General features: G+C 43.2%; 13 protein-coding genes and 1 riboswitch. Of the genes, 11 read left to right on the forward strand and 2 right to left on the reverse strand.

Annotation, left to right across the window (positions count from 1 at the left end):
• Nucleotides 1-146: 146 nt before the first annotated feature.
• Both HMPREF2685_RS05195 and HMPREF2685_RS05200 read left to right on the forward strand, forming a co-directional pair.
• The gene (locus HMPREF2685_RS05195) at nt 147-611 is read left to right on the forward strand and encodes a MarR family winged helix-turn-helix transcriptional regulator (protein ID WP_049483230.1); all 465 of its coding nucleotides are present in this window, start codon (nt 147-149) and stop codon (nt 609-611) included.
• Nucleotides 608-1,315 (forward strand): B3/B4 domain-containing protein, encoded by a 708-nt coding sequence (locus tag HMPREF2685_RS05200; RefSeq protein ID WP_070465720.1) that lies wholly within the window; start codon nt 608-610, stop codon nt 1,313-1,315. The genes HMPREF2685_RS05195 and HMPREF2685_RS05200 overlap by 4 nt, the downstream gene beginning before the upstream one ends.
• A gap of 25 nt (nt 1,316-1,340) precedes the next feature.
• On the opposite strand, the gene HMPREF2685_RS05205 is transcribed toward HMPREF2685_RS05200, so the two are convergent.
• Nucleotides 1,341-1,784: a GtrA family protein gene (locus tag HMPREF2685_RS05205; protein WP_021153029.1), complete on the reverse strand. Its 444-nt coding sequence runs from the start codon at nt 1,782-1,784 to the stop codon at nt 1,341-1,343.
• 28 nt (nt 1,785-1,812) lie between these two features.
• Nucleotides 1,813-1,919: riboswitch (PreQ1 riboswitch) on the forward strand.
• On the opposite strand from HMPREF2685_RS05205, the gene HMPREF2685_RS05210 reads away from it, so the two are divergent.
• The 4 genes from HMPREF2685_RS05210 to pulA all read left to right on the forward strand — a co-directional run bounded on the left by HMPREF2685_RS05210 (nt 1,917) and on the right by pulA (nt 7,818).
• On the forward strand, nt 1,917-2,426 hold the full coding sequence (locus tag HMPREF2685_RS05210; protein WP_045759324.1) for a QueT transporter family protein: 510 nt from the start codon (nt 1,917-1,919) through the stop codon (nt 2,424-2,426). It overlaps the preceding riboswitch by 3 nt.
• Before the next feature lie 85 nt (nt 2,427-2,511).
• Complete coding sequence (gene ligA, locus HMPREF2685_RS05215) at nt 2,512-4,470, forward strand: NAD-dependent DNA ligase LigA (RefSeq protein WP_070465723.1); 1,959 nt, start codon at nt 2,512-2,514, stop codon at nt 4,468-4,470.
• A gap of 9 nt (nt 4,471-4,479) precedes the next feature.
• Entirely contained in the window at nt 4,480-5,442 is a 963-nt protein-coding gene (locus HMPREF2685_RS05220) for a diacylglycerol kinase family lipid kinase (protein ID WP_070465726.1), read from the forward strand.
• Between the two features lie 78 nt (nt 5,443-5,520).
• On the forward strand, nt 5,521-7,818 hold the full coding sequence (gene pulA / locus HMPREF2685_RS05225) for a type I pullulanase (protein ID WP_070465730.1): 2,298 nt from the start codon (nt 5,521-5,523) through the stop codon (nt 7,816-7,818).
• Between the two features lie 54 nt (nt 7,819-7,872).
• Here pulA and HMPREF2685_RS05230 read toward each other — a convergent pair whose 3' ends face one another.
• The gene (locus HMPREF2685_RS05230; RefSeq protein ID WP_049474753.1) at nt 7,873-10,032 is read right to left on the reverse strand and encodes an LTA synthase family protein; all 2,160 of its coding nucleotides are present in this window, start codon (nt 10,030-10,032) and stop codon (nt 7,873-7,875) included.
• Nucleotides 10,033-10,262: 230 nt separating this feature from the next.
• On the opposite strand from HMPREF2685_RS05230, the gene HMPREF2685_RS05235 reads away from it, so the two are divergent.
• The 5 genes from HMPREF2685_RS05235 (at nt 10,263) to aroC (ending at nt 15,370) form a co-directional block, all read left to right on the forward strand.
• Nucleotides 10,263-11,426 (forward strand): class I SAM-dependent rRNA methyltransferase, encoded by a 1,164-nt coding sequence (locus HMPREF2685_RS05235; protein ID WP_045759329.1) that lies wholly within the window; start codon nt 10,263-10,265, stop codon nt 11,424-11,426.
• Nucleotides 11,423-12,100, forward strand: a complete 678-nt coding sequence (gene aroD / locus HMPREF2685_RS05240; protein WP_045759330.1) for a type I 3-dehydroquinate dehydratase — start codon at nt 11,423-11,425, stop codon at nt 12,098-12,100. Before HMPREF2685_RS05235 ends, aroD begins: the two co-directional genes overlap by 4 nt.
• A complete protein-coding gene (gene aroE, locus HMPREF2685_RS05245; RefSeq protein WP_049490714.1) occupies nt 12,090-12,962 on the forward strand; it encodes a shikimate dehydrogenase in 873 nt (290 codons plus the stop codon). The genes aroD and aroE overlap by 11 nt, the downstream gene beginning before the upstream one ends.
• 161 nt (nt 12,963-13,123) lie before the next feature.
• Nucleotides 13,124-14,197 (forward strand): 3-dehydroquinate synthase, encoded by a 1,074-nt coding sequence (gene aroB / locus HMPREF2685_RS05250; RefSeq protein WP_049490715.1) that lies wholly within the window; start codon nt 13,124-13,126, stop codon nt 14,195-14,197.
• A gap of 6 nt (nt 14,198-14,203) precedes the next feature.
• Nucleotides 14,204-15,370, forward strand: coding sequence for a chorismate synthase (aroC, locus tag HMPREF2685_RS05255; protein WP_070465735.1), 1,167 nt, complete (start codon nt 14,204-14,206; stop codon nt 15,368-15,370).
• Nucleotides 15,371-15,376 lie beyond the last annotated feature (6 nt).

Here is a 15,376-nt window from a genome sequence, read left to right on the forward strand (position 1 = left end):
CCACTCAACCACTGCGTCTTGCTCGACAATTCAAAAATAATTGAGAGGCTAGGAATTTTGTCCCAGCCTCTTTTTTTCTTATCTATTTTTATTGCATTTGCAATAAAAATGTGTTATTCTATTGTCAATAGGAAAGGAGGAGTGAGATGAGTATTTTGCGTGAGATCGGCATCATTGCGCGAGCTCTGGATTCTATAGCAAATATTGAATTTCGAGATTTGGATTTGGCGCGTGGTCAATACCTTTACCTGGTGCGAATTGCCGAGCAACCTGGAATGATTCAGGAAGAACTCTCTGAAGTCCTGAAAGTAGATCGATCCACCGTTGCAAGGTCTGTAAAAAAACTAGAAGAACGAGGCTTGATTCAACAGCGTCCAAGGGGTGAAAACCTTAAAATCAAGGAATGGGAATTAACTGAAAAAGGTAAGCAGATTTACCCCTTCATTTTAGGGGAGCATCTTTACTCTGAGACAACTGCCTTAAAAGGATTTCCCAAAGAAGAAGTCGCACAGTTAGAGGAGTATCTGATCCGAGTTCGTGAGAATATCACCTTGGATTGGGAACTAGTCAAAAAAGGTCAAAAAAGAAATTATAGTGAGGTAAAACAATGAAAGTGACAGTCGATCAAGCATTTTGGGATTTATTTCCAACAGCTAGAATTACAGTAATGTCCTTGTATGGTATTGATAATACAGTAGATGAAGCCAAGGATCCTTATTTCAAAGAATTGTTGGACAAGGGTGCCAAGAGAGCATGGGAATTTATCGATGAAGAAAACTATACCCAGAGTGAGTTCGTTCAAGAGTGGCGCCAAGCTTTTAGCAAGTTTAAAACAAAAAAAGGAGCCCGATCTTCAATCGAGGCACTCTTAAAACGGGTTCACCAGGGGCGTGAATTCTATCCGATTAATCCTTTGGTGGATCTTTACAATAGTGTTTCTATGGCTTATGCCCTTCCTTGTGGGGGAGAAGATATGGATAAATTGGTGGGTGGACTTTCTCTAGGACAAGCGAAAGGAGGCGAACCTTTCTTTCCATTAGGAGCTGAAGAAGATGCACCAGCTTTGGAAGGGGAGATCATCTACTACGACCAAGAAGGCGCCGTTTGCCGTTGTTTGAATTGGCGTGAGGCTCAAAGAACCATGTTAACAGAAGATACCAAGGACGCTATTTTGGTGATTGAGGCCATCAACGAAGAACAGGCCAAACGGGCACAAACAGCCATGCAGGAATTGAAAGATCTAGCCAAGGATTATTTTGGGGTTGAAGGCACCATCTATCAATTAAGTGCAGAACATGCAAGTATAGAAGTTTAAAGTAATAAGGCTTGAAACAATCGTTTCAAGCCTTATTTTTGTTTTTAAAGACAAAGAGTTTACTAAAGACGTAATTGAGGACCACAATGGCCACTTGTGCAAAGAGGGTTTCGATTAGATTGATCTGGCTCTTGTTGTTGTGGACGAATTGACCGATAATTCCTGGGAACTGCTTGACAAAAATCTCAGTCAAGGCCATGTCCAGTATAAAGGTTCCAGAGCGCGCAATCGCAAATCGGATCAAGCGCTGAAACCAGCCCTTTCTTTCTTGTTTAAAGACAATGGTATCGTTGGTCGCAAAGGCAAAGAGGATCCCGGCAATGTTTCCAATCGCGGTCGCTAATCGTTCATCACGAGACACATGATAGATGAAGAGGCGGGTTCCGACGGAAACAATGGTTGTGGCAACTCCAAAAAAGAGATAGGATAAAATTTCATTATCAAAAAATTTTTTAATTAGTGTTTTCATAAATTCAGTCTACCATAAAACCTCAAAATATGCTATACTTGAAAGGTTGAAGAAATCAAACCTTCAACCCTTGGTGCTTAAGATCCTTTCGCCAAGCATATTACACGCGGGAAAACCGCTAAAGGAGAATAAATGAAACAGTTAACTGCTCGTGATATGGCACAAATTGCCATTGTTGCTGCGATTTATATCGTATTGACCATTACCCCACCTCTCAACGCTATGGCCTACTATGGCTATCAATTCCGTGTTTCGGAAATGATGAATTTCTTAGCTTTTTACAATAAGAAGTACTTGATTGCGGTGACGCTTGGTTGTATGATTGCTAACTTATTTAGTTTTGGATGGATCGATGTCTTTGTTGGTGGAGGTTCAACCTTTGTCTTCTTAGGACTTGGACTCATTCTATTTGGTCGATTCAAAAACAAGTTCTTGTTTGACGGTCTTATTCGCTTGGACCATTTCTTGTTTGCGATTTTCTTTTCCATCTCCATGTTTACGATTGCCTTGGAACTATACTACCTTCAAGGCCAACCATTCCTCTATAACTGGTTGACTATGGGATTGGGTGAATTCGCATCCTTGATTTTTGGAGCGATTGTGATCAATCAACTTTCTAAACGGATCGATTTTACAAAATAAGAAAAGGGAGCTTTGGCTCCTTTTTTTAATGCTAAGAATGCAGTAAATTCAAGGCTAAATTAAGATTTTATGATAAAATAAGAACATGAAAACCAGAATGAAAGAATTAGTGGAATTACTCAATCGATATGCTTACGAGTATTACACAAAAGACGCTCCATCTGTTTCAGATAGTGAATATGATCAATTATATCGGGAGTTGGTGGAACTAGAAACCGCTCATCCTGATGAGATCTTACCAGAGAGTCCAACTCACCGTGTAGGTGGGGTGGTTTTAAAAGGCTTTACCAAATACCAGCACCAGTATCCCCTTTATAGTTTGCAGGATGCTTTTTCGCGTGAAGAATTAGAAGCCTTTGATCAGCGTGTCCGTAAGGAATTTCCTTCTATCAGCTATGTATGTGAGCTGAAAATCGATGGCTTGTCCATTTCCCTCACCTATGAAAATGGAGTCCTCGTAACGGGGGCGACACGTGGGGATGGTTCTGTCGGTGAGGATATTACAGAGAACCTCAAGCGGGTCAAGGACATTCCTTTAGTGTTACCAGAGCCAGTGAACATTACAGTTCGAGGCGAGTGCTATATGCCACGGGCTTCCTTTGATCGGGTCAATCAGATCCGTCAAGAAAACGGCGAGCCGGAGTTTGCTAATCCACGAAATGCTGCTGCAGGAACGCTTCGCCAATTGGATACGAAAATCGTGGCCAAGCGAAATCTCGCAACCTTCTTGTATCAAGAAGTGAGTCCAACTGATCAAAGCAGTCAGGAAGGCGTGCTTGAGAAATTAGCCCGCTTAGGCTTTGTCGTGAACCAAGAGCGAGTGCTGGCTGAGGATATGGAGCAAATTTGGGACTTCATCCAAAAAGTAGCTCAGCTTCGAGAGGATCTTCCCTACGATATCGATGGGATTGTCATCAAGGTCAATGACCTAGCTGTTCAAGAAGAACTAGGCTTTACCGTAAAAGCTCCTAAATGGGCTGTCGCCTATAAGTTTCCAGCTGAAGAAAAAGAAGCAAAAATTTTATCAGTCGATTGGACGGTTGGACGGACCGGAGTCGTGACGCCAACTGCCAATCTAACTCCAGTCCAGCTAGCCGGAACCACTGTTAGTCGGGCAACCTTACACAATGTGGACTATATTGCCGAAAAAGATATTCATCAGGATGATACCGTCATTGTCTACAAGGCTGGTGATATCATTCCTGCGGTCTTGCGTGTTGTTAAAGATAAGCGAGTCTCTGATCAAGCATTAGCCATTCCAACTCATTGTCCGAGCTGTCAGAGTGAGTTGCTTCATTTCGAGGATGAGGTGGCCCTTCGCTGTATCAATCCGCTCTGTCCAGCACAGATTAAGGAAGGATTGAACCACTTTGCCAGTCGGGATGCTATGAATATCACTGGCTTGGGTCCAGCTGTTGTGGAGAAACTCTTCGCAGCTCAGTTGGTAGAGGATGTAGCTGGGATCTATCGTCTTACAGTCGATGATCTATTGACCTTGGAAGGCTTTAAAGAAAAATCTGCTGAAAAACTCTATGAAGCCATTCAAGCTTCAAAAGACAATTCAGCTGAGAAATTACTCTTTGGTTTGGGGATCCGCCATGTCGGTAGCAAGGTTAGTCAAATCTTGCTCCAAGAATTCCATGACCTCGATCAATTGGCTACAACTGATCCAGAACGAATTGCCAGCATTGACAGTCTCGGTATGGTTGTGGCTGAAAGCCTCAAGCGTTTTTTCGCGCAAGAAGGATCCAAGCGTCTCTTGCAAGAGCTTAAAGAAGCTGGCGTCAATCTGGCTTATCTTGGTGAGAAAGTCGCTGCTGATGCGGCCCTATCAGGAATGACAGTCGTTTTGACTGGGAAGCTAGAGCGACTCACGCGTTCAGAAGCCAAGGCAAAATTAGAAAGTCTGGGCGCTAAGGTAACTGGATCGGTTTCCAAAAAAACAGATTTGGTCGTTGCAGGTAGTGACGCTGGTAGCAAATTAACCAAAGCACAAGAATTAGGAATCCAGGTAGAAGATGAGGCCTGGCTTGAAAGTTTATAGAGGATCTTTATGGTAGAACGAATAAAAAAAGCCCGTTTAATTTATAATCCGACCTCTGGGCAAGAAATTATCAAGAAAAATATTGCGGAAGTCTTGGACGTACTCGAAGATGTGGGCTATGAAACTAGCGCTTATCAAACGACTCCAGAACCATTTTCTGCCCAAAATGAAGCAGAAAGAGCCGCTAAGGAAGGCTTTGATTTAATCATTGCTGCTGGTGGAGATGGTACGATTAACGAAGTGGTCAATGGGGTTGCAGGTCTGGAAAATCGTCCGCAGATGGCCTTTATCCCGACCGGTACCACCAATGACTATGCACGTGCCTTGAAGATCCCGATGGGCGATCCTGTGGCAGCTGCCCGCATTATTGAAAAAAATCAAACCATTCAGATGGATATTGGTCGTGCCTATGGCAGCAAGTATTTCATCAACATTGCTGCAGCAGGAACCATGACAGAATTGACCTTCAGTGTTCCAAGTAGTGTTAAATCTCGCTTGGGTTACTTTGCCTATGTAGCAGAAGCTGCTAAAATGTTGCCGCGAAACAAGGCTCGTAAGGTGCGGATCGAACACGATAATGGCGTTTTTGAAGGTCCAGCTTCGATGATTTTTGTGGCTTTGACCAACTCCATTGCTGGTTTTGAAAGTGTCGCACCAGATGCTAAGCTCGATGATGGAAATTTTACCTTGATTATCGTCAAGACTGCCAATCTCTTTAACATGTTGTCCTTGATGATTCAGGCTATTAATGGAGGCAAGCATGTGCACGATGAAAATGTAGAATATCTTAAGACCAAGAAGTTGTCGATCGAAATGTTAGGGAAAAATGCTCAACCATTCCGCATCAATCTAGATGGCGAATATGGGGGAGATACTCCAGTTGAATTGGAAGTCTTTCATAATCACTTGGAATTCTTTGCAAATATTGATGAAATCAACAACGATGCTTTGGTTCACACATCTGAAGAATAAAAACAAATAGTTGGAACCATGTACGTGTTTCACGTGCGAATGGTTCCTTCGGTATCAAATTGGAAATAGGAAAATGTTATGCGACAATACCATGTAAAGCTTCATTTTCATAAGCAAAAAGGAAATTATTTTGCCTATGATATGTGGCAATGGCAGGATCAAGTAGAAGGAAAATCAGTCTCTTTCTCCAAGTTAGATTATTTTGGAGTAGAGGGAAATCTGGTATATGAGAGTGAGGATGCCTTGAACCGGGGTCATGTCTTGGTTAAAGAGGGAGATTGGCTCACCAAAACCCGTGATTTTGAAATCGAACTCTTACCAGAAGGGCATGTTCGAGAAGTTTGGATTCTCGATGGGGACGATACTGTCTATTATTCTTTGCAAGCTGCTTTGACGAGTCATGCTTATAGTCATCGTCAGCCTCATGCCTACGATATGGCGACCCATGCCAAGGAATTTGACACCAAATGGGCTTATCAAGGCTGGCTTGGTCATCGGGAGGAAGAAGGGGAGTATTGCTTTAAACTATGGGCTCCTACTGCCAAGAAAGTTGAATTGTTGCTCTATCAATCAACAGACTTGGATGCGCCTATTTGGAAGACTATTCCGATGATGCGAGGCAAACAAGAGTCTAGCTACCATCCAGAAAACACCCACGGTGTTTGGATTCTAGATTTTCTAGGAAATTTAAGTGGCATGGCTTATCAATATCGTGTGCATTTTGAACACCAGAATCAAGTGACGCGCGATCCTTATAGCATTGCAACGACAGCCGATGGAATGCGCTCAGCCATTCTCTCAAGAGCAGATCGTCAGTTTGATTGGGGCACTAAAAAAGGCGCCGATGCGACTCCCTGGCGCCTGGACAATCCTTGTCAAGCAGTGATCTATGAGATGCACCTTCGGGATTTGACCAAGTCACCGACATCAGGTGTAGACGAGTCTTTGCGTGGGACCTATCTGGGGGCTTGCCAAGAAGGAACTGTCAATAGCCATGGCGATGCGACTGCCTTTGATTATATCCGTCAGTTAGGGGTCAATGTTGTGCAATTACAGCCGATATCTGATCGCTATAAACAGTACGATGAAGAAGGTCGTGTGACCTACAATTGGGGTTACGACGTTCAGAATTATTCTGCACCAGAAACCAGTTTTTCAACGGATCCATCCAATCCCAAACAAACCATGAAAGAGCTTAAAACTATGATCCGGGCTTATCATGACGCTGGGATTTCGGTAGTCATAGATGTGGTCTACAATCATACCTACTCAACTGAGCATGGTCCTTTCCAAAATACAGTGCCCGATTATTATTACCGGATGGAGCCAGATGGGCGCTTCCAAAATGGGACAGGTGTCGGAAATGAGACGGCAAGTGAGCATGAAATGTACCGCAAGTACATGATTGATTCCCTTACGCACTGGGTCAAAGAGTACCAGATCGATGGTTTCCGCTTTGATTTGATGGGCATTCACGATGTGACGACAATGAATGCTATTCGGGAGGCGATGGATGCTCTGGATCCTCGCATTCTCCTTTATGGAGAAGGTTGGGATATGGGAACCGGTCTCGCACCAGAGGATAAGGCTAAGAAAGACAATGCGGTGCAATTGCCACGTATTGGATTCTTTAACGACACGGAGCGCGATGCTATTAAAGGAGCTGAGGTTTATGGTTCCATCAAACGTGGCTTTGTCAGCCGAAAATCAACAGAGAATATCGTTGCGCGTGCTGTTCTAGGCAGTGCAGAGCTGGGTCATTATTTAAGTCCGAATCAGGTTTTGAATTATGTGGAGGCTCATGACAATTATAATCTCTATGACTTGCTTCAGACCCTCCATCCAAATGAAGAAGTAGCAGGCTTAGTCAAGCGCTCAGAGTTGGCTACGGCCATGAACCTGCTCTTCCAGGGTATGACCTTTATGCAATTGGGTCAAGAGTTTATGCGGACTAAATTGGTAGCGACAGGTCCTGATGGAGAAATCACACCTTTGGATCGTGAGCGGGCCATGAATTCCTACAATGCTCCAGATTTTGTGAATCAGGTCAACTGGGATCTGGTCAGTCAAAACAAGGAATCAATTGCCTATATCCGAAGCTTGATCAATTTGAAGACAAGTCTTCCTGTCTTAGGGCTTGAAAGCTATGATAAAATCTACCAACAAGTCTTTATCCAATCTGCAACTGATTGTAGTGGACTTCTGATATTTGAACTAACAGGAGACAAGAAGTACTTGGTCATCTTCAACGCCAGCGGACTTCCATATTACCTCCAAAATTCAGATAAATTGAAATTGATGGTTGGAAATAGTCGTCATAAACGGCCATTCTATGTGGAGAATTTAACGGCTTCTGTTTTTGAAGTCCTAGACTAAGTTCTTTTTAAAGGAATCACAAAATCCCTGAGTTTAAAAACTCAGGGATTCTTTTTATTTAGAAGAACTGCTACTGGTCTCTGTTGAGGAAGAACTATCGTCTTCTGGGTGCAATTCTTTATAAGTAGGTGCCTTGAAGAGATCAACGGTGGACTGATTGCCACGTTGGTTATAAAGGCTGGTTGATTTGTCACCTTTTTCCTTTTCAATCTTCTTCAATGCCTTGAAGGAATTAGTGTAGGAATAATCATCTGGATTGACTTTTCCAAGATCATTGCCCTTGAAGAAGCGAAGGAGGTCACCGGTCTGGATGCTATCGCTAATCTTCAATTGCAGGTTAGCAGCCTCCCTAATCTTGTCCAGTTCTTCCTTGGTTTTTTCGTCTGGGTTCGTGATTTCCTCACCTGTTTTGGTGTAATAGGTCCGGCCACTATAGCTCGTATACTCTGGAGTTACAAAGTAGTTAGCGGAGCGGAAGGCGACGATTTGATCATGATCTGGTGAGAGCATATCTTGACCAACTTGGAGGAATTTGTTGGATTCAATGCCTAGCAAATGTTCCAAGGTTGGGAGCATATCAATTTCGCCACCATAGGTGTTGATAATGCCTCCTTTGTCCATTCCAGGAATAACTACCATATAAGGAACGCGTTGCAACATGGCATTGTCATAGCTTGACCACGTTTCAGAGTTCTTACCAAGTAGAGGGGCAAGAGCTGGGTTGCGGGAGTTTGAAATTCCGTAGTGGTCCCCATAGAGAACGATGATGGAATTTTTGTAAAGACCAGATTCTTTCAGGTAATCAAAGAAGGCCTTGATCGAAGAATCTAGGTAGTTAGCGGTCGCAAAATAGCCATTGATGGTTTCGTCCTGAGTCTTAGCTAGAGGGAAGCCGAGATCATCTCCTGACAAGCTAGTTGTATAAGGATAGTGGTTGGAAACCGTAATGAACTTCGTATAGAAAGGCTGTTGCAATCTTTCTAGGTATTTGATGGAATCCTTGAGCATGTATTTGTCATTAAGACCATACTGGAAGGAATTGCTGCTGTTTTGTTTGGTGAAGTAGCTGGCATCAAAGAAGTAATTGTAGCCCCATTGTTTATAGGCGGTATTCCGGTTCCAGAAACTTCCAGCATTCCCGTGGAAAACAGCGCTTGAGTTGTAACCATTTTTTGAAAGAATAAATGGTGCAGCCTGTTGGGTATTGGTTCCACCATAGTTCACCATAAAGGAACCTTGGTTGAGTCCGAAGAGGCCTGTTTCAATCATGGTCTCCGCATCAGACGTTTTCCCTGCCTTAACTTGGTTAAAAACATTTGAAAAGGCAAAGGTTTCTTTCGAGTGGTAAAGTGAGTTTAAGAAAGGTGTCACTTCATATTCTTTATCGTCTACTTTCAACTTGTAATCGATCAAGAATTGTTGGAAACTTTCCAAGTGAATGTAGATAACATTACGGCCTTTGGCCATTCCAAAGTACTCAGGATTAGGCTTGGCATAATGCTGTTGGATATATTCTTCCACCGGTTTTAAATCTGCTTCGGAGGCTTTGGAACGTTCTTTGTTGGCAGCATAGGTCTGATTAGCGCTATAACCCAGAAAGGCTGGTAAGCCTAGGGCACGAACGACATAGTAGTTTGAGAACCCACGAGTCAAGAGCTCAGGTCGGTCAATTTCTGCGAGGAAAAGGTTGGCCGAAAAGAGCATAGCCGATAAAGAGGTAACCGCAAAACTAGCTCGTTTATTGAAGGGACGATTGTCCATTCGAATCCATTTCTTAAAGAAGAAGAAAGCTAGAATAGGGAAATCTAGAATGTAGATCACATCCCAAGGTCGGAACAATTCTAAAGCAGCAGCTCCGAGACCGGCAGAAACCTTGCTGGAAGCCAACATGGTATTGACCGTTACGAAGTCTGTAAACTCTCGATAATAGATGGAGTTGGAAATCAACCAAATAAATAAGAGAAGGTAGATCCCAAAGGCCAAACTATAAAAGAGCTTGGTTCGTTTGATATAAAGTGCAAGACCAATGAAGAGCAGACTAATCGGCAATGGGTTGATCACTGCTAGAAAAATCTGATACGGTCCCTGAATGTCTAAATTAAAATCAACTGAATAGGCCCACATGGTTTTGAACCAGTAGAGCAACAGAAGGGTCAAGACAAATCCTAGTCTGGTACTCATGAAATTGAGTATCGAATTCGTAATTTTTTTCACAAAATGTTACTTCCTTGTCTTATTTCCTAAAAATTTTCATATACAAGTATACCACAATTTTATGGAGAAAGAAAAAAATGACTGTAAAGGAGAGGAAAGAAATAGGAAAGATCCGGCATTTTATATCATTTGAAGCTAAATGATGAAAGCTAGGATAAAACGGTAAAAAAAGTTCCAGTAAATAAAGCCTCTCTTTGTGAAAACTGCAGACTTTTGCTATAATAGAGGATATGAAAAAACTCACAGTTAGTCGCCAAGTCGCAACAAAAATCAAACAAGGACAATCCCTTCTTGAAAAGCAAGATTTTGAGTCACTTCCTGCTTTGGATCAAGAGGTTCAATTGCTTTCAGGAGATGGACAATACCTCGGAGTCGGATACTTATCTGAACAAAATAAAGGGATTGGATGGTTTGTTTCACAAGAGTTGGTCGCTTTTGATCAAGACTTTTTTAAAAAGCTTTTCATCAAAGCCAAGCAATACCGTCGTTCTTATTATGCGGATGAAACGACGACGGCCTTTCGTCTCTTTAACCAAGATGGAGATGGTTTTGGTGGCTTTACGGTTGACTTATATGGTGAGTTTGTTGTTTTTTCTTGGTACAATCCCTTCGTATTTCAGATTAAGGAAACCATTCTAGCAGCCTTTCAAGAAGCTTTTTCAGAAGTCCGAGGCGGCTATGAAAAGATTCGCTTTAAAGGTTTGGACTATGAATCGGCTCATGTCTATGGAGAAGAAGCTCCGCAAGAATTTTTGATTCTTGAAAATGGGGTCTCTTACCAAGTCTTTCTCAATGATGGCTTGATGACGGGGATCTTTTTGGACCAGCATGAAGTCCGAGGAAGTTTAGTTGAGGGGCTCGCTGCTGGTAAGTCCTTGCTCAATATGTTCTCTTATACAGCTGCTTTTTCTGTTGCAGCTGCCATGGGCGGAGCAGTAGAGACGACTTCGGTCGATCTGGCTAAGAGAAGTAGAGAATTATCAGAAGCGCATTTTGTGGCAAATGGCTTGGCGCTGGATGCTCATCGTTTTGTCGTGATGGATGTCTTTGACTATTACAAATATGCCAAACGCCATGAGCTAAGCTATGATGTGATCGTACTCGATCCGCCTAGCTTTGCGCGGAATAAAAAACGGACCTTTTCAGTCGCTAAAGATTACCATCGGTTGGTGAGCGAGGCCCTCGAGATTTTAAATCCAGGTGGGACCGTGATTCTCAGTACCAATGCGGCAAATGTGACCAAAGAAAAATTTAAAAAACAAATCGAAAAGGGATTTCAAGGGCGTAAACATCGTTATGTAGCAGAATACGGCCTTCCGGGAGATTTTCGATGGAACAAGAAAGAAGAAAGTAGTAATTACTTAAAAGTATTTACGATTAGGGTGGATGTATGAAGTTAGTTGTGTCGATTATGCCTCGCTCCTTAGAAGAGGCGCAACAACTAGATGGTTCGCGTTACGATGATGCGGATGTCATTGAGTGGCGTGCGGACTTTTTAGAAAAAAACGAGATCTTAACCGTCGCTCCTGCAGTTTTTGAGAAATTTGCTGGACGCGAGATTTTATTCACCTTGCGGACTCGAGCTGAAGGTGGAGGGATGGAGCTGACTAATGAAGAATATGTTGGGATCCTGAAAGATATTCAATCCATCTATCATCCGGATTATATCGATTTCGAGTATTATAGTCACCGTGAAGTCTTTGAAGAGATGTTGGAATTTTCAAATCTTGTTCTTAGCTACCACAATTTCCAAGAAACTCCGGAAAATATGATGGAGATCTTATCGGAATTGACCAGCTTTTCTCCAAAATTAGTCAAAGTATCTGTCATGGCCCACAATGAACAAGATGTTCTTGACTTGATGAATTATACGCGTGGTTTCAAGACACTGAACCCTGAGCAAGAATATGTAACGATTTCCATGGGCAAGGTCGGGAAGATTTCGCGCTTGACAGCTGATTTGACAGGCTCTTCTTGGTCTTATGCTAGAGTCGGAGATGAAAGTGCTCCAGGTCAAATTCCTCTTGAAAATATGAGAAGAATTCGGGAGTTATTAAATGAAGATTGACGGATATACTCGGATGGCAGCGGTCATTGCCCATCCCATTCGTCATAGTATTTCTCCTTTCATCCATAATCTAGCTTATGAATTAACAGCGACCAATGCTGCTTATCTAGCTTGGGATATTGCTGAAGAAGACTTAGAAAGCACCATCAGCCAAATTCGTAAGTTGGATATGATTGGGGCCAACATTTCCATGCCCTACAAGCAGAAGGTCTTTCCTTACTTAGATGAAGTGGATGAGATGGCCCGAAAGATCGGTTCTGTCAATACTATCGTTCACCGCGATGGTAAGCTTAAAGGCTATAATACGGATGGGATTGGTTTCTTTCGTAGTTTACCTCCTGCTTTCTCTATTAAGGGAAAAACAATGGTTCTCTTAGGTGCAGGTGGTGCAGCTTTAGCGATTATTGCACAGGCGATTCATCTAGGTGTAAAACGTATCCTTGTCTTTGTGAGAGAGGAAAGATTGGTTCATTATCGTTCAATAGTTCAGTTGATTGAAGAAGGCTTTGATTTCTTGATAGAATTGTATGCGATTGAGAAAGATGAAGACGTTCAAAGCTCCTTTAATCAAGCCGATCTCATCTTAAATGCGACTGGTGTTGGGATGGATGGTCAGTCTCTTCCGATAGCGAGTCACTTGACCTTTCCCCCACAGGCCTTAATCGTAGAGATGGCTTACTATCCGGCAGTGACCCCCTTTCTGCAATTAGCAGTGAATCAAGGAAACCAGAGGGTAAATGGGCTGGGAATGCTCTTTTATCAAGCTGAAGCAGCCTTTGAATTAATGACTGGGAAAGTATTTCCTACAGAGTCTGTATGGGAAGCATTGACAACAGAATATCGCCAATTTGTATGTGACTAAGAGAGAGTTTTACCTTTCCCTATTGAAAAACTTTATGAGATTAGAACAGGAACTGATTTTTTAAAAAACAGTCTTGCTCTAGTCTCTTTTTCATTTTGTTTGAGACATGTACCTTATTTCATGATAAGATAGAATCAAAGAAAAACGTGAAGGAGATTCCTATGAACGTATCGGTACCTATTCCAGGACATTCCTATGATATTGTGATTGAAAGAGGTGGTCTCAACCAGGTTGGAGACTGGTTGCGCACTCTTTGGGGCGATAAAAAAGTCGCCATTATTTCCGATAACCGCGTGGCTAAGCTATATGCCTCTATCGTAGAGAAGAGCCTTGAGAAAGCTGGTTTTCAAGTGGTGCGCTTTGAGTTTCTTGAAGGCGAAGCCAGTAAGAATTTGACCACTGTTTCAAAAGTTTATGACTTTCTAGCTACCCAGGGCATGACGCGCAGTGATGGAATTGTTGCTCTTGGGGGTGGCGTAGTTGGTGATTTGGCTGGCTTTGCGGCCTCGACTTATATGCGGGGAATTTCCTTTGTTCAGATTCCGACTAGCTTAACCGCCCAGGTGGACTCTTCTATCGGTGGAAAGACTGGAGTCAACACAGCATTTGCCAAAAACATGGTGGGCACCTTTGCCCAACCGGACGGTGTGTTCATTGATCCTGAAGTGTTGAGCACTTTGGGACACCGTGAATTAATCGAAGGAATGGGGGAGGTCATCAAGTACGGTCTCATCCAAGATACGGAACTTTGGCAAGAGTTGGAAGCTATGGATGGCTCTGTCGAAAGTATTTTAGAGCATGCAGAGAGCATTATTTCTCATTCTTGTCTGGTGAAGCGTGACCATGTGGTGGCAGATGAGCTGGACAATGGTATTCGACTGTATCTCAATTTTGGGCATACCATTGGTCATGCCATTGAAGCGACAGCGGGTTATGGACAGGTCATGCATGGGGAAGCCGTTAGTATGGGCATGGTGCAGCTGTCACGAGTTGCAGAAGAAAAGGGCTTGATGCCAAAGGGAATCAGCCAACAAATCGAAGAAATGTGTCGGAAATTTGGACTTCCGGTGGCCTATGAGAACTGGGATAAGGAAGCCCTTTATCAAGCCTTGACCCATGACAAAAAAGCGCGTGGTACTAGCTTGAAATTAGTGATTGTTCCAGAGTTGGGGCAAGCTGCGATTCATCAAATCCCTCTTCAAGAAATGAAGGACTTTTTAGAAAGAAAGGAATAAGGTCGTATGAGATATTTAACAGCAGGAGAGTCCCATGGTCCTCGATTAACAGCCATCATCGAGGGGGTCCCGGCAGGCCTTCCTTTATCTGAAGAGGATATTAATAAAGAGCTTAAACGTCGACAAGGTGGATATGGTCGTGGGGCACGGATGAAAATCGAGAGTGACCGTGTTGAGATCACATCAGGGGTCCGTCATGGCTTGACCATGGGTGGTCCGATTACGCTGAACGTGACCAATCTGGATCACCAAAAATGGCTGGAAATCATGAATGTAGCACCGGTCGAAGAGAAAAAGAAAGATCTGCGCAAGATCACCAAGCCACGTCCTGGCCATGCTGATCTAGTCGGAGGAATCAAATACCGTTTTGACGATCTTCGTAATTCGCTCGAACGTTCTTCTGCCCGTGAGACGACCATGCGCGTAGCCGTTGGTGCAGTTGCTAAACGAATTTTAGAAGAGATCGGCCTTGAAGTAGCCAGCCACATTGTGAATTTTGGGGGAATCGAGATTGCAATTCCCGAGAATCTAACCGTTTCAGAAATCAAGGAAAAGGCAGGTCAGTCGGAAGTTTCGATCGTTGTGCCAGAACAAGAAGAAGCCGTTAAGGCCTATATTGACCAAGTGAAAAAAGATGGCGATACCATAGGGGGAATTGTGGAAACCTTGGTTGGTGGTGTGCCTGTTGGACTAGGATCCTATGTGCAATGGGACAAGAAATTGGATGCCAAAATCGCTCAAGGAGTGGTCTCTATCAATGCCTTTAAGGGAGTGGAGTTTGGTCTTGGTTTTGAAGCAGGTCGCCTAAAAGGTAGTCAAGTTATGGATGAAATCATCTGGTCTCAAGAAACCGGCTATACCCGTCGCACCAATAATCTTGGTGGTTTTGAAGGGGGCATGACCAATGGTGAGCCCATTCTGGTTCGTGGTGTCATGAAGCCTATTCCGACCCTCTACAAACCTTTGATGAGTGTGGATATTGAAACCCATGAGCCTTATAAGGCAACGGTTGAGCGCAGCGACCCAACGGCTCTGCCAGCTGCAGGAGTGGTGATGGAAGCAGTGGTCGCAACAGTCCTTGCGACAGAAGTGCTTGAAAAATTCTCATCCGATAACTTGGAAGAATTGAAAGAAGCTGTTGCTAAGCACCGGGACTTTACGAAGAATTTTTAAGAGAAA

The sequence above is a fragment of the Streptococcus sp. HMSC074F05 genome (genome assembly GCF_001808725.1).
Classification (GTDB): Bacteria; Bacillota; Bacilli; order Lactobacillales; family Streptococcaceae; genus Streptococcus; species Streptococcus parasanguinis_I.

Coding starts and splice junctions, on each gene's coding strand:
- ligA (WP_070465723.1), top strand. CDS start 2,512: ATGAAAACCAGAATGAAAGAATTAGTGGAATTACTCAATCGATATGCT.
- HMPREF2685_RS05200 (WP_070465720.1), top strand. CDS start 608: ATGAAAGTGACAGTCGATCAAGCATTTTGGGATTTATTTCCAACAGCT.
- aroD (WP_045759330.1), top strand. CDS start 11,423: ATGAAGTTAGTTGTGTCGATTATGCCTCGCTCCTTAGAAGAGGCGCAA.
- HMPREF2685_RS05195 (WP_049483230.1), top strand. CDS start 147: ATGAGTATTTTGCGTGAGATCGGCATCATTGCGCGAGCTCTGGATTCT.
- HMPREF2685_RS05220 (WP_070465726.1), top strand. CDS start 4,480: ATGGTAGAACGAATAAAAAAAGCCCGTTTAATTTATAATCCGACCTCT.
- HMPREF2685_RS05205 (WP_021153029.1), bottom strand. CDS start 1,784: ATGAAAACACTAATTAAAAAATTTTTTGATAATGAAATTTTATCCTAT.
- aroB (WP_049490715.1), top strand. CDS start 13,124: ATGAACGTATCGGTACCTATTCCAGGACATTCCTATGATATTGTGATT.
- aroC (WP_070465735.1), top strand. CDS start 14,204: ATGAGATATTTAACAGCAGGAGAGTCCCATGGTCCTCGATTAACAGCC.
- aroE (WP_049490714.1), top strand. CDS start 12,090: ATGAAGATTGACGGATATACTCGGATGGCAGCGGTCATTGCCCATCCC.
- HMPREF2685_RS05235 (WP_045759329.1), top strand. CDS start 10,263: ATGAAAAAACTCACAGTTAGTCGCCAAGTCGCAACAAAAATCAAACAA.
- pulA (WP_070465730.1), top strand. CDS start 5,521: ATGCGACAATACCATGTAAAGCTTCATTTTCATAAGCAAAAAGGAAAT.
- HMPREF2685_RS05210 (WP_045759324.1), top strand. CDS start 1,917: ATGAAACAGTTAACTGCTCGTGATATGGCACAAATTGCCATTGTTGCT.